The 24,169-nt window shown below is 53.7% G+C and carries 15 protein-coding genes; 9 read left to right on the top strand and 6 right to left on the bottom strand.

Features of this window, described 5'->3' with window-relative positions; translation table 11 throughout:
- Positions 1 to 120: 120 nt before the first annotated feature.
- Genes HU175_RS12480 through HU175_RS12490 form a run of 3 tightly spaced genes read left to right on the top strand, consistent with a single transcriptional unit; the run spans position 121 to position 3,006 of the window.
- Positions 121 to 798, top strand: coding sequence for a response regulator transcription factor (locus HU175_RS12480; protein WP_176566916.1), 678 nt, complete (start codon positions 121 to 123; stop codon positions 796 to 798).
- Between the two features lie 22 nt (positions 799 to 820).
- Complete coding sequence (locus HU175_RS12485; protein ID WP_176566917.1) at positions 821 to 2,086, top strand: sensor histidine kinase; 1,266 nt, start codon at positions 821 to 823, stop codon at positions 2,084 to 2,086.
- A 59-nt stretch (positions 2,087 to 2,145) separates the two neighbouring features.
- Entirely contained in the window at positions 2,146 to 3,006 is an 861-nt protein-coding gene (locus tag HU175_RS12490; protein WP_176566918.1) for an HAEPLYID family protein, read from the top strand.
- A 2-nt stretch (positions 3,007 to 3,008) separates the two neighbouring features.
- Here the strand turns inward: HU175_RS12490 and HU175_RS12495 are convergent, their stop codons facing one another.
- Positions 3,009 to 4,325 carry a glycoside hydrolase family 2 TIM barrel-domain containing protein gene (locus HU175_RS12495; protein ID WP_176566919.1) on the bottom strand — a complete coding sequence of 439 codons (1,317 nt, stop codon included), beginning with the start codon at positions 4,323 to 4,325 and terminating at the stop codon, positions 3,009 to 3,011.
- 246 nt (positions 4,326 to 4,571) lie between these two features.
- Here HU175_RS12495 and HU175_RS12500 point away from each other — a divergent pair, with 246 nt between their 5' ends.
- The 4 genes from HU175_RS12500 (at position 4,572) to HU175_RS12515 (ending at position 10,610) form a co-directional block, all read left to right on the top strand.
- A complete protein-coding gene (locus tag HU175_RS12500) occupies positions 4,572 to 7,238 on the top strand; it encodes a glycosyltransferase family 2 protein (RefSeq protein WP_176566920.1) in 2,667 nt (888 codons plus the stop codon).
- A gap of 190 nt (positions 7,239 to 7,428) precedes the next feature.
- Positions 7,429 to 7,962, top strand: a complete 534-nt coding sequence (locus tag HU175_RS12505) for a DinB family protein (protein WP_176566921.1) — start codon at positions 7,429 to 7,431, stop codon at positions 7,960 to 7,962.
- A 225-nt stretch (positions 7,963 to 8,187) separates the two neighbouring features.
- Entirely contained in the window at positions 8,188 to 8,754 is a 567-nt protein-coding gene (locus HU175_RS12510; protein WP_176566922.1) for a PPC domain-containing DNA-binding protein, read from the top strand.
- A gap of 164 nt (positions 8,755 to 8,918) precedes the next feature.
- Complete coding sequence (locus tag HU175_RS12515; protein ID WP_176566923.1) at positions 8,919 to 10,610, top strand: TlpA family protein disulfide reductase; 1,692 nt, start codon at positions 8,919 to 8,921, stop codon at positions 10,608 to 10,610.
- A 73-nt stretch (positions 10,611 to 10,683) separates the two neighbouring features.
- Here HU175_RS12515 and HU175_RS12520 read toward each other — a convergent pair whose 3' ends face one another.
- The 3 genes from HU175_RS12520 to HU175_RS12530 are packed head-to-tail and all read right to left on the bottom strand — an operon-like array spanning position 10,684 to position 11,951.
- A complete protein-coding gene (locus HU175_RS12520) occupies positions 10,684 to 11,148 on the bottom strand; it encodes a MarR family winged helix-turn-helix transcriptional regulator (protein ID WP_176566924.1) in 465 nt (154 codons plus the stop codon).
- The gene (locus HU175_RS12525; protein WP_176566925.1) at positions 11,132 to 11,578 is read right to left on the bottom strand and encodes an EVE domain-containing protein; all 447 of its coding nucleotides are present in this window, start codon (positions 11,576 to 11,578) and stop codon (positions 11,132 to 11,134) included. The genes HU175_RS12520 and HU175_RS12525 overlap by 17 nt, the downstream gene beginning before the upstream one ends.
- Before the next feature lie 10 nt (positions 11,579 to 11,588).
- Positions 11,589 to 11,951, bottom strand: coding sequence for a VOC family protein (locus HU175_RS12530; protein WP_176566926.1), 363 nt, complete (start codon positions 11,949 to 11,951; stop codon positions 11,589 to 11,591).
- A 66-nt stretch (positions 11,952 to 12,017) separates the two neighbouring features.
- On the opposite strand from HU175_RS12530, the gene HU175_RS12535 reads away from it, so the two are divergent.
- Both HU175_RS12535 and HU175_RS12540 read left to right on the top strand, forming a co-directional pair.
- On the top strand, positions 12,018 to 12,158 hold the full coding sequence (locus HU175_RS12535) for a hypothetical protein (RefSeq protein ID WP_176566927.1): 141 nt from the start codon (positions 12,018 to 12,020) through the stop codon (positions 12,156 to 12,158).
- A gap of 2 nt (positions 12,159 to 12,160) precedes the next feature.
- Positions 12,161 to 13,129 carry a zinc-binding alcohol dehydrogenase family protein gene (locus tag HU175_RS12540; RefSeq protein ID WP_176566928.1) on the top strand — a complete coding sequence of 323 codons (969 nt, stop codon included), beginning with the start codon at positions 12,161 to 12,163 and terminating at the stop codon, positions 13,127 to 13,129.
- 85 nt (positions 13,130 to 13,214) lie between these two features.
- Here HU175_RS12540 and HU175_RS12545 read toward each other — a convergent pair whose 3' ends face one another.
- Together HU175_RS12545 and HU175_RS12550 are read right to left on the bottom strand one after the other, a co-directional pair.
- Positions 13,215 to 17,273, bottom strand: coding sequence for a non-ribosomal peptide synthetase (locus HU175_RS12545; protein WP_176566929.1), 4,059 nt, complete (start codon positions 17,271 to 17,273; stop codon positions 13,215 to 13,217).
- Between the two features lie 6 nt (positions 17,274 to 17,279).
- The gene (locus HU175_RS12550) at positions 17,280 to 24,047 is read right to left on the bottom strand and encodes a polyketide synthase (RefSeq protein WP_176566930.1); all 6,768 of its coding nucleotides are present in this window, start codon (positions 24,045 to 24,047) and stop codon (positions 17,280 to 17,282) included.
- Between the last annotated feature and the right edge of the window lie 122 nt (positions 24,048 to 24,169).

The following is a 24,169-nucleotide window of genomic DNA, read 5'->3' on the forward strand; positions in this document are numbered from 1 at the left end:
CTGTCAATCAGGGACGACGTACTTTCGGGTTTCGAACAGCTGTCCTGAATCAATTCGTATCCGTTTGTCCAGATTCTTTCCAGATTTGCGGGTTTAATTTGGAAGTCGATCAGCAACTGTATGAAATTATTAGTCATTGAAGATGAGCCGGGCCTTAGTCAGACCATAACCCAGTTTTTGCAGAGTCAGGGCCATATCTGTGAAACGGCAACGACTTACCAGCAGGCACAGGAAAAAATTGGCGTGTATGCGTACGACTGTGTGTTAATCGATCTGATGCTGCCCGGCGGTAATGGCCTGGATATTCTGAGCCAGTTAAAACAGGAACATCAGGAAACGGGGGCTATCATCATCTCGGCGAAAGACTCGCTGGGAGATAAACTGGCCGGCCTGGATTTAGGCGCTGATGATTATCTCCCCAAACCGTTCCACCTGGCTGAACTCAACTCCCGCATCAAGTCTATTCTACGCCGGACGAAATTTGAGGGGTCGGCTAGTCTGGAGGTCGGCCGCCTGCGCATCAATACCGAAGCCCGCACCGTTTTTGTCGATAATCAGCCCGTTAGCCTGAATCGAAAAGAATACGATCTGTTGCTGTTGTTCGCAACCAATAAAAATCGGGTGATTAAGAAATCGGCGCTGGCGGAGCACGTATGGGGCGATAACGCAGATCAGTCGGATTCCTACGATTTTATTTATTCCCAAATCAAGAACCTGCGCAAACGATTCAGTCAGGTTGGCTACGAACTGGATATTCAGACCGTTTATGGCATCGGCTACAAATTCCTGGCCGACTGACATCTCTCATTAATGGATTGCTATGCGACTTCTTACCCGTAGCACGCTCTTAAGCGCGCTGGTTTTCTTTGTTGCTCTTATTAGCAGCGGGTTTTACATCTTTGACCAGGTGAGTCAGGAGGTAGAGGACGAAATAGGAGAGGAGCTACAGAACCGAAAACTGGAGATACTGGCCAGCATCGCTGCGCAGCCGAATCCGCTGGTAACTCACTCGGCCATAGCCAACGATTTTCAGCTGGATACCATCAGCCAAGCGGCTTATTTGGCACTGCGGGAGCATATGGAAGATATTTCCGTGTATGAACTGGTAGAGCAGGAGTACGAGCCCCATCGGCAACTGGTTACCAAATTCATCCATAAGGGTGTCTATTATCGCTTACGAATCCATATGTCGCTGCTCGACCTGGAGGACATGGGCGAGGTTATTGCGTTCAGTACCGGTGCTGTCATTGTTGGGCTGCTGCTTTTGAGTTTTCTGCTCAATTTTTTCCTGCAGCAGCGGCTCTGGCAACCTTTCTATTCAACGCTGGCCCAGCTGCGGGCATTCCGGATCGACCAGCCCGATCCGCTATTTTTGCCCACGAGTTCGGTTCAGGAATTTAAAGAGTTGAACAAGACGATTACCAACCTGACAACGGTCAACCAGCGCTCCTATCAGTACCAGAAGCAGTTTGTCGAAAACGCATCGCACGAAATTCAGACGCCCCTCGCCATTGCACTGCACCAGACGGAACAGCTCATTCAAAATCCTGAGCTAACGCCGGCCGACGCCCAGGCCCTGGAGTTACTGACCCAGCAACTGGAACGGTTATCGGCCCTGAATAAGGCGTTACTACTTCTCAGTAAAATCGACAATCAGCAGTTTGGCGATACGCAGTTAGTCAATCTGGGTGATATAGTACGTCGGACAGTGGACGAATACGAGTTCATGGCCGACCAGAAGGAACTGCACGTTCAACTGACCAGTCAGGGTGATCTCAAGCTGGCCGCCAACCAGTACCTCATGGAAATTCTGGTTCGTAACCTGGTTCGGAATGCGCTGTTCCACGCCGTTGCCGGGGGGACAATCACCATTCAACTGGTTGATCGCTGCTTACGTATCGAAAATACCACGGCTTCGGTGGCGGGCCAACCTGAAATGCTTTTCGGCCGGTTTGTCAAACAGAGTGATAAACCCCAGTCATTGGGCCTGGGCCTGGCCATTGTTAAATCCATCTGCGATACGTATCAATTTACGCCGACGATCACGCTGGAAGCGAATCTGTTTGTGATTTCCGTTCAGTTTTAGAATTCCAGATTGGTTCCAGAAATGCCCCGGAGCTTTGCCTTAACAAAACGGCAAACGGCATGAAAAAGGCGTCAATCTATTGGATCTGTATTCTATGTATAAGCTATTTAACAGGTTGGGGGCAAAGCACAACCAACCCGCTTCCTACTGCGGCTGATACCGTACCCAGCTCGGTCGGTACGTCCAGTAAAGCTACTAAGATCTCTCACGCCGAACCCTTGTACCTGGATCTGGTCCGGGATCTGGGCGCCCGTAAAGGAGAACGGGAATGGAACGTGGGTACCGAGTTCAGCCGACAGGGAGGAATGACGTCCTGGCATCCGTTTGTCGAATACGAATTTGCACCGATCAATCGACTCGGCCTGGAAGTTGAGGTCCCGTTTCAGCTTTTGGTGCCCACGTCCAGTCAGGAGTTACCAACGACGACCTTCCGGGTGCATAGTATCAAAACGTCGGTTCAGTGGACATATGCCGTAATTCGCCCCTGGCAAACCTCACTGGCGATTGGGTATACCAATGAACTGGTCGTCAATTCGGGCGGGATTCACGCGGGGAAAGCTATATTCACTACAGAGGAAGGACACCCGTTCCTGGTAGCCGCCAAAAAGTGGGGTCGGCACTGGAACAGTTTGGTGTATGCCGCACTGGGCGGTCAATTGCCGATGCACGGCGCTATCCGTTCTGATGGGTACGAGCTTAACCTGGCTCTGCACTACGTCATTCCCCAGTATAAAGCCTTTGTTGGGGTCGAACTCTATCAATACCGTAATGGACCCCTCCAGGAGCAGACTGTTCGTCCGCAAGTGCGCATAGCCCTGAAAAACAACCTGCTTCTTGGCCTGGTGAGCAGCCTGCCTGTGAACGGCACGGGTACCGCTAGTTCTTTTCTCCGGCTCATTTACGAGCCACGACGTCGCTAAGCTTACTCGGCGGTCACTCCGTCGGCGGTGACGCGAAAGGCTAAGTTCACCGTTGAGAAGTGGTTTTTGGTGTCGTAGACGTACACGAACAGACGATAGGCATCCGGTTGTTGGGGCAGGACAAAATCCACGTAAGGGCCGTTGGTGGAACGGATCAGCCCGCTGATAGCGGGGCGGCTGGTATTGATGTAATCGGACGTGTTTTTTGCCGCCAGTTTGATCTCCCAGCGGTAAGACAACGTATCGCCATCGGGGTCGGTCGCCAGAATCTGGGCGCGGTGAAGTCCCGTCGCTACTGGAAAAGACTGGCTGAGGGCAGTTGAGCCATCGACCACCAGTTTATGAATGACCGGAGCCCGGTTGGCGGGCCGATTTCCGGTCCACAGTTCCTGCATCAGTTCAACCTGGGGTGATTCGTGGCTTTTTTCGTCGAAGAGACTGAACCAGGTGTGCGTTTCTTCCTGCTTGTTCCCCCAATAGAAAATATACGAACCGAAGCAGTTTGTCGGGTGCGAACCAATGTACTGGCGATAGATACGGTCGATGAAGTCGTTCTTCTGATTGCTGGTCGGTTCGATGGGTGTTTTCCAGGAAGTTGTCTTTTCTTCCCAGTAGCCTTTGGCCCCGAACTCGGATATCAGGTAGGGCTTGGTCCAGCCACCTTTCTCCAGAAATCCGGCCAGCTCGGGCATCAGTCCATAGGAGTTGACGGATAAAATGTCGAGTTCCGGGCAGCGCTCCCGCACCAGCCAGATCGACCGCTCGCTGTCGGGCGAGATCGCCGTAGTGACAGGATGATTCGGGTCCAGCGTATGAACCAGCGCGATCAGCCGGTTGACTTCGTCAAAGACGTCGAAGTTGGTAGCGTCCTGCGACCATTCGTTGCCCACGCACCATATCAGCAGGGCCGGGTGGTCTTTATACTTCAGTACTGTTTTGCGAATCCGCTCGTACTGCCGGTCCACAGCCTGCTGATCGTTGTAATCAAATCCATCCGTTTCCCGCTCGACCCAGAGGCCAAACAGTACGGTGAGATCCAGCTTCTGCGCCTGATTCAGAATTTGTTCGCCGTCAATATCATCCCAGGTTCGAACGGAGTTGCCCCCACTTTGTTTCAGCCGCTCCAGGTGACTTTTCCCCCCGGCTCCGTGGATAAAATAAGGCTTCCCGTAGCGCAGCAGGCTATAGTGCCGACCGTTGAAATAGATCGATGTCGGTTGGTCGCGGTGGTACACGGTGTAATCGGCCGTACCATTCTGTTGACAGGTGCTAAAGAGCCAGGCAAAGGGGAAAACCAGGAAAATAGGTACTACGCGCATTCGGAAAAGAGAGCTCAGTACGTTGTCGAAACGGGCACAACGGACATAAATGCAAACAGGTATGCAGGACGTATTCTTTACTTTATACGCGATTCCGCCGATTAGTCACTGACGAATCGGGCAATTCAACGTCACAAGTGTGTGCAGAGCGTATATTTGTTCACCACGACAAGGTGAGCAGGGCGCTGATCCTACCGGCGTCGGGGGGATTTCGTGAGCCGAGAGTGTATTAGCTAGACCATGCCTATGAGTTGGCCTGTTTTTACGGAACCTTCCCCCAACGAGAATTACAATTTCTCGTACCGAAAGAAGGATAGAACACCAATCCGTATCCTGATTCTGATTGGGATGCTGTTTATGGGCGCGTTCCTGTGGATGTATTTTCAGCCCCAGAACCGGGGATACACCCTGCTGTTTGTCCTCCTATCGGTCTCGATTTGCCTTAAATTGTTCCGATTACTGCACGAATGGTACCACTACTGGCAGGTTGTTCCGCCCAAACCGGCCGCCATCAACCGGCACTGGCACGTCGATATTTTTACGACCTACTGCGCGGATGAACCCTACGAGATGGTTATCAATACGCTGCGGGCTATTCAGAATATAGACTATCCTCATACTACCTACCTGTGCGACGAAGAGGGTGACCCCTACCTGAGTATGATCTGTGAAGAGCTGGGCGTTGAGCACATTGTTCGTCATGACAGGAAAGACGCCAAGGCCGGCAACATCAACAACGCGCTCCAGGTAGCCGAGGGCGATATCTGTCTGATTCTGGACCCCGATCACATTCCCGTTCCTGATTTTCTGGACCATGTGCTGCCGTACTTTCAGGACCCTAAGGTCGGCTTTGTCCAATGCGTTCAAGGGTATTATAACCGAAAAGAAAGCCTGGTCGCCTACGGCGCTACCGAGCAGACGTATACATTTTACGGACCAATGATGACCACTATGGGCAGCTACGGCACAGCCCAGGCCATTGGGGCGAACTGTACATTCCGTCGGGATGCCCTCGACTCGATTGGCGGGCACGCAGCTGGCCTATCGGAAGATATGCATACGGCCATGCAACTCCACGCCAAAGGCTGGAAATCGGTTTATGTGCCCCTGCCGTTGTCATACGGTCTGGTTCCGGCTACGTTGTCGGCTTATTACAAACAGCAGTTGAAATGGGCGCGCGGTACGTTCGAGCTCCTGTTTGTTACGTATCCCCGGCTGTTCAGCGCGTTCACCTGGCGGCAGCGACTGCATTACCTGACTATGCCGCTGCATTACCTGACGGGAGTAGTACAACTAATCGACCTTCTCATCCCGATTCTGGCGCTGGTGATGATGCGGCTCCCGCTGAAGCTGGACCTCATGGTTTTTGCGACGGCTTTCCTACCGCTCTTTACGACTACGTTACTAATTCGCCAGTACGCCCAGCGGTGGCTGATTGAGAAGCATGAAGCCGGTTTTCACGTGTTGGGCGGTATTCTCAGCAGCGGTACCTGGTGGGTATACCTGCTGGGGCTGATCTACACGATCTGCCGAGTCGAGGTGCCATACCTGCCAACGCCCAAGCAGGACCGGCTGCGAAATAACGTGCTGCTGTGTCTACCCAATATCCTGATGATCGGTCTGACTCTGGGTGCCCTTGGGTACAGCATTTATCACTACGGTCGGTTTGCGGTCAGTAATTTTTATTCGCAGCTAATGATCGGTTTTTCCCTGCTCAACGTACTCATTCTCACAATCAATGTGGTCATCGGGCAGGAGCAGTCACTGGCCGTCGTGAAAAAATGGGTACAGCGACAGACCTTCCCGCGGTCGGGCATGCGTATATTCCGGCTGGCGGCCTGGTACGTACGGCATGGTATCTACGGCTGGTTGCGTATTTCGGCCATCCCGCTGGCTGTTCTGGTGCTGTTACTGACGACAGGGCTGATTGCGTATGATCAGAAGAAACGATCGGCCGACATCACGAACGATATTCAGCATGCTACGACGCAGCCCTTTTACTACGGACTGCTGGCCGATGAACCCGTGCGGGACACATCCACGCGGGCAGATACCAGTATGAGCGCTAGCCCGAAACGGGTTTTCCTGCCAGATATGGTTATTGCACCTCAGCATCTGGCATGGCCGACCAGTCAGCGGACAACGGTCATGCCTGTCACAGCAGACTCCAGTTTGGTAACGGATGCTGACAGTCCGGACTCGTCGGCGAAAGGTACAGACCGAAAGCTGCTTATTACGTCCCCAGCCTGGTCGGTTGCATCCAATCAGTTACCGCTGCTGTACCTGGAGCCAGCCCTGCCGGAGACAGAGACGTCCCGAGCCCTGGAACGCTGGCTGCTGGGAGTTAAGGAAGGAAAGCGCGATACGGTACTAATCAATTTTTTTGACGAGATAAAGCGCTACCGTCGGCCGGTGTTGCTGTCGTTTGCGCCGGGCTTCGACGATACGACCCGCCAGTGGGGGACCGGCAATGAGAAGCTGCTCGCGCTGTATCGGCAGGCCTGGCAATACGTTGTTCGGTTTAGCCACAAGCGTAACGTAACCAACGTAACGTGGGTATGGTGCCCTACAGAGCCCTCGACGATTATTGCGTATTACCCCGGTGCCGACTGTATTGATTGGATTGGGGTCGAAGCCGTAGACGATCCCGCCCGGGCCGACGATCACCGGAGTCATTCGTTTGCTTCACGATTCCAGCTTATGCACAGCACCATTCGGACCCACATCACGTACGACATTCGCCAGAAGCCAATTCTACTGACGCGACTTGGCCAGCCAGCAGGGCAGGTCAGGAATAGGCAGGACAAGAAATGGCTACAGGATGCGCTGGATAGTATTCGTGAACGCTATCCCGAAATTCGGGGGATACTGTTTAGCCGGGAGCAGGCAAAAGCGTCAGGTATTGGAAAATAGAACCGCAAAAAGCCTACAGGGAAGAGTTATCTGTCTGGGTAGTACACCCGAATTTTTGAGCAAGATCCAGAAAAATCTCGCGTTCCCGTCCTCTAGTTACTGAGCTGATTTTACGCCGGTTCCTTAACCTAGTGTATTGGGTTCCCTAACCCGATTGTCCCATCTTTGCCGAAGTCAAACCTATCAGATAATGAAAGCAGTCTACCTTTTTTCGACCCTGTGCCTGGCGCTGGGACTTGTTCAATTTGCCCAGGCACAATCGTCTGTTGACGAAACCGTAAAGGAGTGGGAGCGGGCTAAAGCCTACACCAACGAGTACCTGGACGCCATGCCCGACGATAAGTACAGCCTGAAGCCCACGCCGGAGATGCGCTCGTTTGCCGAGCAAATGCTCCACCTGACCGATGGCAACTATGGCTTCATCGCAGCGGCTACTGGTGCTAAAAGCCCCTACGGCCAGGGGGAGTTGGAAAAATCGACAACCGATAAATCGAAAGCGAACATTACCAAGCTGGTATTGGCGGGCTACGATTTTGTTATCGATAACGTCAAGACAATGACGCCAGAAAAGATGGCTGAAAAGACCAAGTTGTTTAACCGTTTTGAGATGAGCCGAGCCATGGTGCTGACCAAACTCTTCGAACACCAGACGCACCACCGGGGTCAGACCACTGTTTACCTGCGGTTAGCGGGAGTAAAACCACCTCAGGAGAAGCTGTTTTAAGTCGTTACGTATCCGTTTGGCGATATCATTAGACCCGGCGATCTGAAAAACTGCGGTATAGTTTTTCAGATCGCCGGGTTTTGAAGTTAATAGACAGCCAATTATTAGTCTTTGGCTTGTCATTCCCATTTGGGGATAGACTATGATACGTTCATCTGCTGTAGTTTCGGACCGCTAGCCGAAACCAAGCCTGAGATTCTGGGTTAACTCAGTAAATTGAACGTTATGAAAATACTCTGGACGAATTATGTTGTCGCTGCCTTACTGCTGGCAGGCATTGGAGGGGCTGCCCAGGCGCAGGATTATGTGTCGCCCGTTAAGCCCGCTCAGACAGGCCGATCGCCGGGGGTGAAAGTGAAGCTGCTGAGTACCAACGGAAACGTAAAAACATACGCCGTCATCTTCTCTACGGGTGATGAAGTTGTGTCTGGACTGACCGAGTTTGCCCAGAAGTATGACGTAAAAAGCGCCCACTACACAGCCATCGGGGATGCTAAATCGGCCAAGGTAGGCTGGTATGATTACAAGCGCAAACAGTTCAAAGTGATCCCTATTAGTGAAGCTGAGGTTACCTCTATGGTGGGTGACATTGCTGTGTTTAATGGCAAACCGGTTGCCCACACCCACCTTAACCTGGCTACCGAGGACGGCATCAGCCACGGCGGCCACCTGCTGGAATTGTTTGTCGGCCCTACGTTAGAGGTATTTGTTACGGTTGAGCCAACCCCGCTCTACAAACGACTCAATCCTGAGTTTGACGCCGGCGTAATCGATCCCACGCTGAATAAATAGGCGGAGTGTAAAGCCACTTATAAGGAGGTTTTGTAGCGGTTTTAGGATGTGCTTGATTCGTCGCTTAGAACGGACGTTTCAGGGGATAAATTGTGTGTTTACGATTGCACTAATTTTCCTAGATTTAATGACTCTAAGCTCATTATCAAACGCCATACCTAAACATGAAAGCTTCTATTACAATCTGGGTTTTACTCACAACCGTAGTTACAAGCCTGGCGCAGCCGGTTGGCGTTGTCGCTATCGAAGACCCGCAATTTGATGCCCAGTTTGCTCAACGCACAATACCCCAGGTCACTGGCAAACTCCTCCATATAAGTCCACAAGAAATAAAGGAAACGACTATCACCTATACGCTCGTTACCCTGTCAGGACAGAGAACCAAAACCGCTCAATTGGCCGCGGACGGAAGCTTTGAACTGGTGCTGGACTATCCACTGCCTTACCAGCAGATATGGGTACATTTCGGTGAGCTGTTTTATACGGGCCTTTATGCCAATAAACAGCTATATGTAGAATTAGACATACCCAAACTAAAAGCAGCAGGAAAGGAGGTTGCTTTTAAGGCAGACGGCGTTCGGTATCTAGGCGACGATGGGCCACTAAACGAGTACATGAATGAGCATATACTCTTCAAACGGGCGGACCAGTTGGCCCTTTCTTCGCGCATACAGCAGGTTCGCCGGTCCCAACACCCAGTAGCTATGGAAGTGCTGGCCGCTCACACCCCTATTTTCGACTCTTTAAAAACGATTCAGACTGAGTTTGTAGCTACTCATCCGTCGCCCTATGCCTGGCTACTCGAGAATGAGCGCCTATCCGAGTTTTATAGCCAGATTTGCTCTTATTACTGGGGGCATCCTATGGAACCTGCTCTTTTCGATCAAATTAAGAAGCATAAGACGTATCTACTATCCAATAGTAGTATATCCTTTTACCAATACATGTCCACTTATTTTCGCCTACTTCCAGCTAATCGAGTGACGGTCAATTGGGAGGATGTGGCCCGTTTGTCCGAGCTGACGGAGCCGGAAAGAGCCGCCATTGATTCTTTACGGAGTACAGAAACATTGTCGCCCGCTCCTGCCCATCGAGCCCAGTGGACTAAACAGTTGGGGCCAAGAATGCGAAAAATGTACCAGGATCGTAGGATTGCCCAAGGTATTCGTTGGCTGGATAGTCTCTACTCGCCCTCACAGGCCGACTTGATGAAGTTACAGCTGAATAATAGTAAGGATATTGCCGAACAGAAAGCGGCACTAGAACAGATACTGCCCAGTATGACTACTAACTGGTGTAAGGTAATAGCCCAGAAAGAGTACGCTCGTACCATTGAGCAGCTAGCCTCGGCGAACAGGGCATTGGCCGCTTCCGGAAATTCACTCACCGCTTCCGGTTTCGGCAGTACCTTACAACAAACTGATTTTGGGGCGACATTGTATAAGCTCTCCGACATGAGCGGAGCCGATTTTTTAGCCAAGCTCAAGCAGAGTTTCGTAGGGAAGGCCATCGTACTTGACCGCTGGGCTACGTGGTGCGCGCCCTGCTTACAAGAAATGCCGCACAGTAAAAAATTGCAGCAGGACGCCAAAGACCTGCCGGTTGTATTTGTGTACGTTTGCACAGCCCAAGGTTCGGACGAGGACAAGTGGAAGCGAAAAATAGGGGAGTTAAAACTACCTGGTATCCATTTTTTTATTGATGAAGCACTGGATGCAAAACTGGCGAAGTTGTTCTCCTTCAGTGGTTACCCAGGTTATGCCTTCATCGATCAAAAGGGGGTTTATAAACCAGGAGTCATCACCTGGATGTCAGCTATAAAGGATAAGAATGCACTCGCAGATCTGCTTAACTGATTTTTGCCCAGAGAGGATAGAAATTTCCCTTAGAACTCACCAATATAAGCTTAGTGAAAGCTTGACTGTTCACTCACCTCTCTCTGGTGTTCTGTTCGATAAGTCCCACCATCGTTGAGTTAAAGGTTGTCAGATCGGTTTCCAGCGTGTGAAAAAAATCCTGATCGGCGGTTTCCACAGAGATGATGGCTTTTTGCAGGATCAATTCCCCATCTGGGGTCAGTCTGATAATTTTAGCCCTGGTATCTGTCGGGTGCTCATGGCGGGTGATAAATTTCTTCTCTGCCAGTGTCCTAAGTACCTTCGACACCATCATCGTATCGGCATTGCTCTGATTGGCTATGTCCACCTGCGTAACCTTGTCGCTTTCCCTGGATAACCAGGCCAGTGCACAGAGCAGAGCGAACTGGGTATGCGTCAGGTCCAGAGGGTCTAAGACACGCTTTTGTTTACGCTGCCACAACATGGTTAGCTGCCCCAGAAGGTAACCCGGACTGTCTTCTGGCTTTTTAAAATGAAATTCAATTCGTGTGGGCATATTCGTTCTGTAACATCTGTGAAGAAATTAAGTCAAAGTCATGCCGGTCGATTTCGAGAAGGCCAAAACGGAATGGATAACCCCAGTTTTTCTTGTCGTGAATAAAATTCAGTCCCGAAATCAGGGGCAAAATGGACACATCCCTACTGGGTAAGTAGTCAATGTTACGTCTCGACGGGCAGAAGTCGTCGGACACCCGGAACGGATAGATTTCGTCATCCCTAACCTTGCCAATAGCGGTAAATTCCTGGCACAGCTCAGGCTTGCCCAGTGACTGCCTTCCCGAATAGTAGATAACGACATCATCCTTACGCATCCGTTTCAAAGGCGAAGCCTTTCCGTGACAGGTTTGGGCAATGCCTTGCGCCAGCGCGCTTTTGACATGATCCTTCGAGGCTACAATAATCCAGTATTTAGTATCTCCGCTCATGTCGATCCGATTAGTTGGCCTTCAGAAAGGTGATGTTGTAGCCGTCGGGATCTTTGGCGATAATGATTTTTCCGAAAGGAGTTGCCTGGACCGGCCCCAGCAAGGGCACATTTTTGGCTAACAACTGGGCCTGCAAATCCTCTATTTCCCCGTCGATGGCAAACCAGAGTGAGGCCCCGATGCCCAGTTCTTTTCCGTCCAGGTTACCAATGGGCGTTCTGATAGCAAAGCTTGCCTCACCCTTGTTGTACGTAAAGACGCAGGCCTGTGGGTTGGGAATTCCAGCTTCCTCAAAGCCTAGTTTTGTGGTATAAAATTCTTTCGAGGCTTCAAGATCTCTGACTTGAAGGGAGGCAAATTCTAGCTTTCTCATTGTGTGCAGTTTTACAGTTACAAATATAGTATATGTGACTATTATGTTAGAAATTTTTTTCGATTTTTGGTAATAGTTATCGATACGTATCAGATGATTCCTGACAGCCAGCTTGCTATTGTGCCGAAGGCTGGGTATATCGTTTTTCTGGAAAACTTTCTGGCGGTGTGGGCTAGTCTTATGCCGTTTATCAAGAATCCGAATTGAATATGAAAGCAGCTGTCATCTATCGCCCTGGTTCTCCCGAGGAGCTGATTCTGGAAGAACGACCCGTACCTGTTCCGACCGATGGGCAGGTGTTGGTCAGAGTCAAAGCGTTTGGCCTGAACCGATCTGAGCTGATGACCCGCAAAGGCTACTCGCCCAATGTCATCTTTCCCCGCGTGCTGGGGATTGAGTGCGTCGGCGAGGTAGAAACCGACCCATCCGGTCAGTACGCGACAGGCCAGCAGGTACTGGCCCTGATGGGGGGGATGGGCCGTGATTTTGATGGTAGTTACGCCGAATATACGGTCCTGCCGAAGTACCTGTTGCACCCCGTTTCAAGTGCGCTCCCCTGGGAAACATTGGGCGCTATTCCCGAAATGTTTCAAACGGCGCATGGGTCATTGTACTCGGCCCTGGGTATTCAACCGGGCGAAACTCTGCTGATTCGCGGGGGGACGTCGTCGGTGGGGATGCTGGCGTCCGGGCTGGCCACTCACGCGGGCGTAGCCGTCATCTCAACCACGCGAAATAGCCAGAAAGTGCAGACCCTGCTGGATAATGGAGCCGCGCACGTTCTAATTGATGATGGGTACCTGAAGGACAAAGTGCAGGCTATTTTTCCGGGCGGTGTCGACAAGGTACTGGAACTGGTTGGTACCGGCACCCTGCACGATTCGCTGAGCTGCCTCAAACCCGGCGGTACGGGCTGTATGAGCGGGATGCTGTCAGAAAGCTGGACCATCCCTGATTTTGCCCCAATGGAGTTTATCCCAGCTACGGTCCGGCTCACGACCTACGACAGTGGGCAGATTACTAGCCCGACAAGCGTATTTCAGGAGTTTATCCAACTAATCGAAACGGGCCAGATCAGGCTGTCGGTTAGCCGCGTGTTCGGCCTTGACCAGATCGTAGATGCTCATCGCTTCATGGAAAGCAACCAGGGAGCCGGTAAGATCATCGTGCTGACGTAGCCGATTCAATACATTTCCAAACTGCGATCGGGTCTGTGACACAGTTGTTCACAGACCCGATCGCAGTTTGTTTTAACTACCGGATTTAACTGGCGTCCAGCGCCCGCTGAAGCGTACGAGCGAATTCCTTGTCGTTGGGCGGCAGCAGCATGTACTGGTGATCGCCCGGTACGTCGTGCACCCGCACACCTTTCAGAGCATATTTTTTCCAGCCTAGGTACTTGATGTCGTCCACAAAGTAGAGTCGATCTTTCGCTTTAAAGAGGTCGATGATGCCGTCGTATGGCTGCATAATGTAGTTCTGGTAAGCCGTTTCGTGCTTTTCCATGATGTGGTTCAACTGCTCGAAACCCGCTTCAGGCTGCGGTTCGTCGCGGAGACCGATGGCCTGCATAAACTGCTTCACCTGCCGCTCAACGAACTCCCGCTGGTATTGCAGCGTGTTGGCTGGCTGCTTGAGAAAAGACTTCCCGATCCAGATCATCTTGGGTACCTGCCGCGCGATTTTCCGACCCAGCCGGTACATCGGCGACCGGAACGTCAGCGACTCTTCGGCGTTCGTATCGAACATCGCCAGCATCTTTACTTCTTTCCCCATGGCCTTTAATTGCCGGGCCATTTCGAGCGCTACGTAGCCGCCAAACGAATACCCCGCAATGGCGTAGGGGCCAGTTGGATTCTGATCAATCAGCTCCGCGTTGTAGGCAGCGGCAATGGCTTCCATGCTGTCCAGCGGCTCGGTTGTGCCGTCCAGCCCGCGAGCCTGCAGGCCATAGATTGGCTGATTGGGATCCATGTACGACGTAAGGCTGCTGAAATTGAGCAGGTTAAGGCCAATGCCGTGGATAATGTAAATAGGGGACTTGGTACCCTGTGGACGAATAGGAACCAGCGATTTCCAACGGTTGGCGGGCTTGTCATTCTCCAGCAGAGACGCCAGTTTTTCGATGGTTGGATACGTCAGGAGCGTAGAGAGCGGGATCCGTTTGCCGGTTTCCTTTTCCAGCCGGGCCATCACCTGAACGGCAATCATGGAGTGGCCGCCCAGTTCAAAGAAATCGTCCTGCACGCTGACTGTGTCCAGACCCAGAATATCAGTCCAGATAGCGGCAATTTGTTTCTCCAGCGTCGTAGTTGGCTGTTTGAGCCGCTTTTGCGTACCCCGCGCCGAAACGGGTTTGGGTAGTGCATTCCGGTCAATTTTGCCGTTGGGGGTGACCGGGAACTGATCCAGGCTGACGAAATCGGCCGGCACCATGTAGGTCGGCAGGCTTTCAGTGAGTTTACTCCGCCATTTGCCGGTTTCGTTCAGGAATGCCGGTTCCGGCAGGGGAGAATTCGTGACAACGTAAGCCACCAGCCGCTGATCGCCGGGGCGGTCTTCGCGGGCAATCACCAGCACTTCCTTCACGCCCGGCTGCTTGAGCAATAGTTGCTCGATCTCGCCCGGCTCGATGCGGTACCCTCTGATTTTGACCTGGTGGTCGATACGGCCCAGGCAGTGAATTTCGCCCGTAGTGGTAAACTTGCCGAGGTCGCCGGTACGGTACATTCGCTCGCCGGGAACGCGGCTGAAGGGGTTCTGAACAAACTTGGTATCGTTCAGTTCCGGACGGTTCAGATAGCCGCGTTGGGCAACACCTTCGCCGGCCAGATAAATCTCTCCGGCAATGCCTTCGGGTAGTAAGTTGAACTGCTCATCCAGGATATAGACCTGGGTGTTGTTGATGGGCCGCCCGATAGTAATCAGCTCGTCGGTTGCCAGAATCTGTTTCCCCGTCGAATAGATTGTGGTTTCGGTCGGGCCGTACATATTCCAGAGCGATGCACAACGAACAGTAAGCTTCTGCGCCAGATCGTTGGACAGGGGTTCGCCACAGCACAGAATTTTAAGCGATTCCTGGAGTTCGGGAACAATGGTATCGTCCCAGCCAGCCGCCAGAATCATCTTATAGGTAACGGGCGTGGCCTGGATGACCGTGATCTGCTGGTCGACCAGCATCTGCAGCAGCGCCCTGCCATCTCGGGTGGTTTCGGCATCGGCTAGCACCAGCGTCGCACCGACCAACTGGGGCAGAAACAGTTCAAGCCCGGCAATGTCGAACGACACCGTCGTAACGCCCAGAAGCCGGTCGTCGGCGGTCATGCCCGGAAAATTGAGCATACTGAACAGCAGGTTGACAATATTCCGATGCTCAATCAGCACACCCTTTGGCCGGCCCGTTGATCCAGAAGTGTAGAGAATATACGCCAGATCACTGCTCGACATCGATACGTCGGGGGCAGTGGTCGGGTTTGCGGAAGATTGATTAAGTAATGTTTCTATCGATACCGTCTGGGTCTGGGGTGTAAAACTGGACTGTGACTGCTGGTACTTTCGGGAGGTAATGACTGTGCTGGCCGAAGAATCGCTGAGCATGAACGCAATGCGGTCCTGCGGATACTCGGGGTCAATCGGCAGGTAGGCGGCTCCGGATTTCAGAATCGCTAAAAGTGAAATTAACAGGTCGGGCGTCCGGTCCAGTACCACGCCCACAATATCACCGACGCGCACGCCCTGACTACGTAGCGTGTGCGCCAGCTGGTTGGCTGATTCGTTCAGCTCCCGGTACGTTACGTCCCGTTGTTTGGTAACCAGAGCAATTTTATCGGGAAACTCGTTGGCTGTCTTTTCGAGAATCACGTGCAACGGTTCCGTACGGGGGTAATCGGCATCCGTATTGTTCCAACGGGCCAGCTTCTGCAGCAGCTCCCGCTGATCGGTGAGCGGAATCTGGTCGAGCTGAATAACCGGATTGGCGACAACCGCCCGGAGAATACGTTCGTATTCCTGCATCATCCGGTCGATGGTCGCGCCTTCGAACAACTGCGTATTGAACGACCATTCGAGCGTCAGGTCCGAGACCGACCCGCCGATGTTGAGGAAAATCTCGACGGTTTCGAACTGCCGCGGATTGCTGATCAGCCGGTAATCGAGTCCGTGAAAATGAACATCGTTGTCCAGGCCCATGTCCACGTTGAAAATAACGGGGACGAGCGGCACCCGCGACGGATCGCGGGTGATGTTCAGTTTCTGAAGCAGACTGCCGAACGTAAGCTGCTGGTGTTCGTAGGCGTTCAACAGCGCTTCCTTCCGACGAAGCAGAAACTGGGTAAACGTATCGTGTGGCTTGGGAAAACTCCGGAGCGGCAGGAGATTGACGCAGTGGCCAACCAGACGGTCGTAGCCCGTTGCCGACTGTCCCGACGCGGGAAGCCCCAGCACAATGTCGGTTTGGCCGCTCAGCCGGTGCAGCAGTACCTCGACGGTGGCCATGAGCGTCGTAACGAAACTGCAACCCGCTTTAGCGCCTACTTTCCGGATGTCCTGGGCCAGCGCCTTATCCAGTTTGTAATCCTGACGGGTGCTTTTGTAGGTTCGGATAGCGGGCCGGGGCGAGTCGGTGGGCAGGCTTAGTGCCGGTACGTTATCCCGAAACCGATCCAGCCAGAATTGAACGTTCGTCCGATAGGCATTGCTGTCGGCGAAGGCTACCTGCTCCCGGGCGTACTGACTGAACAGCGGAGCCTCGTGTAGGTTTGCCTGTTGCTGCTGAACATGGGCCGAGTATAGCGAACCCAGATCCTGCAGCACGATACCCAGCGACCAGCCATCGCAGATGATGTGATGAGCGGTCAGAATGAAATGGTAAGCCGTATCAGAAAGCTTGAGCAGAGCCGCCTTGATGAGCGGGCCGTTCAGCAGGTCAAAAGTGTAAATGGCATCCTGCTGCGCGTACCGGGTAACGTACTGTTGCTGCGTATCCCCATCAATACCGGAATAATCCAGATACGTAAGTTCAACCGACAACTCCTCAAAAACGCAGATCTGCAGGCCATCGCCACTAAAAACCAGGCGGAGGGATTCATGACGGCGAACCAGGTCAGTGAACGCGCTGGCCATAGCCCGTTGATCGACAGGGCCAGTAAAAGCCAGCGAAATAGATTCGTTATAGGCACGACTTGCATCTTCCCCACCCAGCTGACAGGAAGCCCATATCTCGCGCTGAGGCTCGGTGGTAGGAGCCAGCCGCTCTATGGGCGGACCACTGAATGGATCGAAATCGACTTCAATAAAGCGAATGTTGGTGTTGCTGTCCTGCATTCAAACCTAATTTAGCTCAACTTTAAGGTATTTTCCGGCTTGATCCGGATTGGGGATAAACCAGGCCGGATTCCCGTTCTGATCGCGGCCCAGCCGGGCTCCGGGCGCGGGTGGTGTGGCAATGAACGTGTGCTCAACGGCAGGTTCGGTTCCCGTAAAAATTCCACCATCCATCAGTTCCTGCACACTTTGCTCGAAACAGCGAACAATCGTGTTCACTTCGTCATCCGTATGCGCTTCGGTCAGGAAGCAGGGGAAATTATCCCAGATGTGAATACCCTTCTCGCGCATGAGGGTAAACAGCAGTTCACCACACAGGATATCTTCCTTAAACTTAATCTTCCAGAGTGAGCCGAACTGAGCCACGTAGATTGGTAACTGGTGCCGGTTCAGTACACTGTTGAGCGCATCGGCCAGCCGTTTGGTTTTGCGCGTCAGCTCTTCCTGAAGCTGCGGACCTTTGCGTTTCATGTACTCCAGCGACGCTTTCGAAGCCGCCAGCGCCAGCGGATGCCGAACGAACGTACCGGCAAAATACGTAACGCCAACCTCGGGTACCGAGGCATCGCCGTACTGCCAGAAACCACCGTCCAGTGCATCCATAAAGTCCCGCTTCCCGGCAATGACACCAATGGAAATACCGGCACCAACTACTTTCCCGTACGTAGCCAGATCAGCTTTTATGCCAAACAGCGCCTGAGCACCGCCCGGATGCATACGAAAACCAGTAATTACTTCATCAAAAATCAGTGCCGTGCCTGATTTTGCGGTGATACTCCGTATTTTTTTTAGAAAATCAATCGGAACAAACTCGGGGCGTCGGCTCTGCACGGGTTCGACCAGGACGGCCGCCAGTTCATGCGCCCGATCGCGGATGACGGCCAGCGTTTCGTCGGTGCCATACTCGAGAATCAGCATGTTCTGCACGGCCTCCGGCATGATGCCGGGCGCGGCCGGGAACGACTTAAGTTTCTTGGTTCCCCGAACGATTACCTCGTCAACAATACCGTGGTAAGAACCCGAAAACGCTACGATCAGCGACCGCCCCGTAACGGTACGGGCAATCCGCATCGCCCCCAGCACCGCTTCGGAACCGGTGTTGCAGAGGGCAGCCCGGTCGTTGCCTGTCAGCTCGCAGATCAGGTCACTAACCTCGCCCGCCAGCGGGTGCTGGGGCCCGATCTCGTACCCATCCTCAATCTGATCGAGCAGGGCTTTCTTGATCATGTCGGGCTGGTAGCCAAACATGTTCGAACCAAAGCCGTTCAGGGCGTCGATGTATTCATTACCGTCGATATCCCATAAATGGCTGCCTTTGGAGCGGTTGACAACCAGCGGATAAACGATCTCTTTGGTCAGGGGCCGGAACCCGGAAACAACCCGTGGATCGGCCATCTGAGCACGGTGCTCCTGCGCGTAGACTTTGCTCTTGCCCGTTTTTTTTGTGTAACGGTCCGTAACTTGCTGCAGGAACGTCTGTTGCTGGCTGGTCAGCGTCGTACTCTGCCGCTCAATACGTGCGGTGGCACCAAACGGTTTCTTCAGCTCAACCGCTTCCTCCGCGGTAATGTCAGGCGTAGACAGTTGTACTTGTTTTGGCGCCGGAGTAGGAGCTGGTACGGATGCTGATATAGCCGCAGGCGCCGAAGCCATTGGCGCTGCATAAGCTGGTGCTGCCGCTGGACTAGCTGCCTGTAACAAGGCGATCTGCCGGGCCAGTAACTGCATCTGTTGTGCGATCAGGTTCAGCGCTGAGTCACCATCGGCCGTGACCGGTGTCGCGGGCATCGAAATCGGAGGAGCTGCATAAACCGGTGCTGGCATTGGAGCGGCTGCCGGGGTAGGAGCTACCGGGGCCGCCATTGAATCCACCGCGGGCGGAGCTACTTCGGCCGGTAACTGCTGATCGAGGTACTCGGCCAGCAGGGCCGGGCTGGTGAAATCGTTGGTTAGCTGGCGGAACGTAATGGGAACGTCAAATTCCTTTTTCAACGTCAAGGCGACCTGCGTCAGCAACAAAGAGTCCAGACCGATCTCCAGAAAACTCATGTCGGGCGTTACGTCGACCATATCCAGACCGGAAGCGGTTTCGATGAGGTCGTTGATCTGACCAATCAGAATGGTTTTACGCATAGTTACTTGGGTTGGCTGTGTGGAAACGGCCAGGTTGGTTGTCAGTTCAGAGGAGGGGGCAATTGGGAGTGCGACGGTTGTTGCTGCCGGTTCGCGCGGGACCGGTTCAATACGTACTGGATCGATCCAGCAGCGTTTATAATCGAAGGCGTAGGTCGGCAAAAGAACCCGCTGCCGTTGCTGACCGCCGTAAAATGCCTGCCAGTCAGGATTTAACCCGTGAACATAGAGCTGGCCCAGGGTTGTCAGCAATGCCTGATTGCAGGCTGACCAGTCGAGCTGGTCAACCAGACCGGTGAAAATAGGAACGGCTTTTTTGCCCACCTGTTGCCGGGCGAGCGTTGCCAGCCCCCGGCCCGGACCCAGGTCGATCAACAGCGGATTATCCAGCGCAAACAAGGTATCGAGGGCATCGGCAAAGCGTACGGTTTCGCGCAGGTGCCGACCCCAATACGCCGGGTCAACGGCATCAGCGTCCGTCATCCAGGTGCCAGTCAGCGTCGACACAATTGGTTTCTGGGGGCGATTCAGTACGATGTCAGTCACAGCCTCCGTGAACGTACCGACAACCGGTTCCATCATGGTGGAGTGGAAGGCGTGGCTGGTCAGCAGCAGTCGATTGGGAACCAGGCGCTCGTCGAGCAGCCGCGCAAAGTCGGCAATGTGCTCATCAGGACCGGCCACAACACATAAGTTACGGCTGTTGGCAGCCGCCATGGATAGCGTGTCGGGCATCATTGGCTGCACAAGTTCGGCAGGCTGACGTACCGAGAGCATACTTCCTCTGGGCAACTCGCTTACCAGTTTCCCGCGAATCGCGATGAGTTTCAGCGCATCGGCCAGCGAGAAAACCCCGGCCAGATGGGCGCCAACAAATTCACCAACGCTATGGCCACAAAAGATGGAGGGTTCAATCCCCCAGCTCATCCACAAAGTGGCCAGCGCGTATTCCGTTACGAAGAGAGCGGGCTGGGTGTAGCGCGTATTTTTGAGCCGTTGTTCGGATTCGGAATTTGTCTTCTCAGAATACAGTACCTGCCGGATATCCAGATCGAGGTGGCCGGCTAGCAAAATGGCGCAGCGGTCAACGGCATCCCGGAACACGGCTTCATTTTCGTATAGAGCCCGGCCCATGTTCAGGTACTGAGCACCCTGACCCGGAAATAGAAACACCGTTTCGTCGGGTGTGGTCAGCTCAGCTGGGCTGGTACTGGCAGCAGCCGGAGCCGCGGCCAGTTGTTTGAGTAGCTCGTCGGTGGTGGCTGCTACAGCAAACCGTCGGTGCCGAAAGGGCGCCCGCGTGGTCTGCAGCGTAAACGCTACGTCTGCCAGGTTAACATCGTCGGTGCGTTTTAGAAAATTAACCAGTTTACCCGCGTAAGCATCCCGGCTCTTCGCTGTTTTCGCCGACCACGTAATTAATTGCACAGCCCGATCAGCAGCCGCTGGCTCCGAAGCCGGCTGGTTTGCTTCGACCGCGGGAATAAATTCTTCCAGAATGACGTGAACGTTCGTACCGCCTACCCCAAACGAACTTACCCCCGCCCGGCGTGGATACGGACGGTGTGGATTCGCCCGACGTGGGTTCACCGGATTGTCTGACGGCCAGTCGGCTAGTTTGGTATTGACGAAGAACGGGCTGTTCGCAAAATCAATGGCTGGATTCGGGGTCGAAAAGCCCAGCGAAGGCGGAATCTGGCGGTGGGAAAGGGCCAGCACAGTTTTGATCAGTCCGGCCACACCAGCCGCTGCCGTCAGGTGCCCCATGTTGCTTTTGATGGAGCCAATGGCGCAGAACTGTTTCTGTTCCTGTTCACCAAAGGCCATCGTCAGGCCGTCGATCTCAATGGGATCGCCCAGGGGCGTAGCAGTACCGTGGGCTTCAACGTAGCTGATGGTAGCTGGGTCAATAGCCGCGTCGGCAATCGCCATCGCAATCGAGCCTGCCTGACCTTCGGCGCTGGGAGCCGTAAAGCTGCCTTTTCCGCCACCGTCGTTGTTGACGCCAACGCCTTTGATCACAGCATAAATGGTATCGCCATCGCGACGGGCGGCTGCTGCATCTTTCAGCAGAACAACTCCGGCTCCATCGCTGAACGTAGTGCCCTGCGCCTGCGCATCGAACGAGCGGCAATGGCCGTCTTTGCTGAGCATAGCCCCCTCCTGATACAGGTGGCCGCTGTTGATGGGAGCCGTAATGCTGGCCCCGCCCGCCAGCGCCACATCACACTGACCGTTACGAAGGCTCTGTACTGCCTGCGTGACCGCCAGCAGCGACGTAGAACAGGCTGAATAGACGCTGACCGCCGGACCTTTTACGTTCAACTGGTAGGCCGTCCGGGAAGCTACATAGTCTTTTTCGTTGAGTGTCATCACCTGGAAGGCACCCACCTGATTGACTAGCTCTTTATTTGACTGAACGTTATTCAGGAAATAGGAATTGTTGCCGCTGCCCGCGAACACACCCACACGCCCGTCGTAATGCGTGGGCAGGTAGCCCGTTTGCTCCAGGGTTTCCCAGGAAATTTCCAGAAAAACCCGCTGCTGCGGGTCCATCAGCTGCGCAATAGCGGGCGGAATGCCAAAGAATGCCGGATCGAACTGATCGGCGCCATCTAGCACACCCCGCGCCTTCACGTAGCGTGAATCAGTACGTAGGTCTTTGGGAATTGTTGAGTCAAGCTCGCTGTTGGTGAAGAACCGAACTGTTTCAATACCCTGGCTCAGGACGCGCCAGAGCTCGTCGATACTGCTGGCCCCCGGAAATCGACCCGACATACCGATGATGGCAATGTCTGACGACGTATCTGACTGTGATTTTAGCGGGCTCGTCTGAACTTTTTTTGCTGTTTCGCGTGTCGGCTGCAAATAGTTAGCCACGCCTGCTATAGTCGGAAACTGGTATAGCTTCGTAATCGGCAGTGTCAGCTTTTCCTGCTTGAGACCCGCTACGGTTTTCTGAGCGAGCAGTGAGTTGCCCCCCAGTTCGAAAAAGTTGTCGTCCAGTCCTACTGTGTCCAGTTCCAGCAACGATACCCATATACGTTCGATGGTTTTTTCCAGTTCAGTCCGCGGCTTCCGGTAAGGACCTGCCGATTCCGGACGTTTCCGTTCGGGCGCTGGCAGCCGTTTCTTATCGACCTTGCCACTACTCGTTTTTGGGAAATCGTTCAGCCAGACGTAGGCCGAAGGGAGCATATAATCCGGCAGCCGCTGGTCAATGGCGTTGCGGACCGCCAGTATATCCGACTGACCATCAGCTGAGATCAAATACGCGATCAGTTGCTGACCAGCCGGGCCACTCCGGGCCATAACTACTGCCTGCTTGATGCCCGGCGTCTGGTTCAGAACGACCTCAATCTCGCCCAGCTCAATCCGGTGGCCCCGAATTTTAACCTGATCATCCCGGCGGCCCTGGAAATCGATGCTGCCATCCGGCAACAGACGACCCAGATCACCCGTGCGGTAAATCCGAACGGGATGCGGCTCGCCAGGCAACGAGACATACGTGAATTTTTCGGCAGTCAGGTCGGGCTGGTTTAGATAACCTTCGGCCAGACAAGCTCCGCTGAAGCACAACTCCCCAGCGTCACCCTCAGAAACGGGTTTTAACTGGTCGGTAAGAACGTGCACCCGGACATTGTCGATGGGTGAACCGATGGACGGCAGGGCAGGCCAGGTCGCCGGATCGCCATCCAGGCGCAACTGAGTGACAACGTGGCATTCGGTTGGGCCATATTGATTGAACAGAACGCAGCCCGGCATGCCGGTGAAGAACGTAACGACCTGCGGGGTAACTTTCAACTGTTCGCCCGCCGTCATGATTTCACGTAGGCTATTGGGGAAATAGTTGGTTGTCACGGCCGCTTCGGCCAGATACTGCAGGGCAACGAAAGGCAGAAAAAGCCGGCTGATCTGCTGCTCGCCAATGAACGGCAGCAGACTGTTCAGATCCAGGCGCTGGCTGTCGTCGATAAGGACCAGCGTGCCGCCCGTGCTCAGGGTCGCAAAGATTTCCTGAAACGATACGTCGAAGGTGAGTGGCGCAAACTGGAGTGTGCGTGTTCCGATACCAGCCTGCGACTGGGTTTTCTGCCAGGCCAACAGGTTGATCAGGGCACTTTGCCCCAGGCAAACCCCCTTGGGCGTACCTGTCGATCCTGATGTGAACAGGACATAGGCCGTGCTGTGCTGTTGGGCAGTGATACGTTCCGAAAGAGGAGAGGTCTGATTCCGGGGCAGCCGTTGGAGCGGCAGAGTAGCCAGGGGCTGCTCATCGGCTTCAGTAATGAGCGCCGTGCGAATCCCGGCGCTGTCGACAATCTGTTTCAGACGTGCGATCGGGTAGGAAGGGTCAAGCGGCAAATAGCCCTTTCCTGCTTTCAGAATGGCCAGCACGCCGACGATCATGGACAGGTCACGGGTGGTACTGATGCCGATAAACGGACTGGCAGTGTCGCGATGAAGAATCGTCTGCGCTAATGCGTCGGCCTTGATAACCAGTTGCTGATACGTCAGTGACTGGTCATTATGCACAACCGCCACCTGGTCAGGATGACGCTGAGCAACTTCGTCAACGAGATGATGAAGTAATGGAGCTGCGAGCTCCGCCCCTGAGTCACGGTTGGTAACGGTTTGCATACTATTCCTCGTTTACAGATCAGTTAGACTAAGTAAGAATCGGGCGCCCTGGGAAGGCTAGCCGACATGCTTTTACCGGTCATCTTGATCCCCGGACGATCAGCAGATGCTGATTCGGCCAG

This window comes from Spirosoma sp. KUDC1026, assembly GCF_013375035.1.
Classification (GTDB): Bacteria; Bacteroidota; Bacteroidia; order Cytophagales; family Spirosomataceae; genus Spirosoma.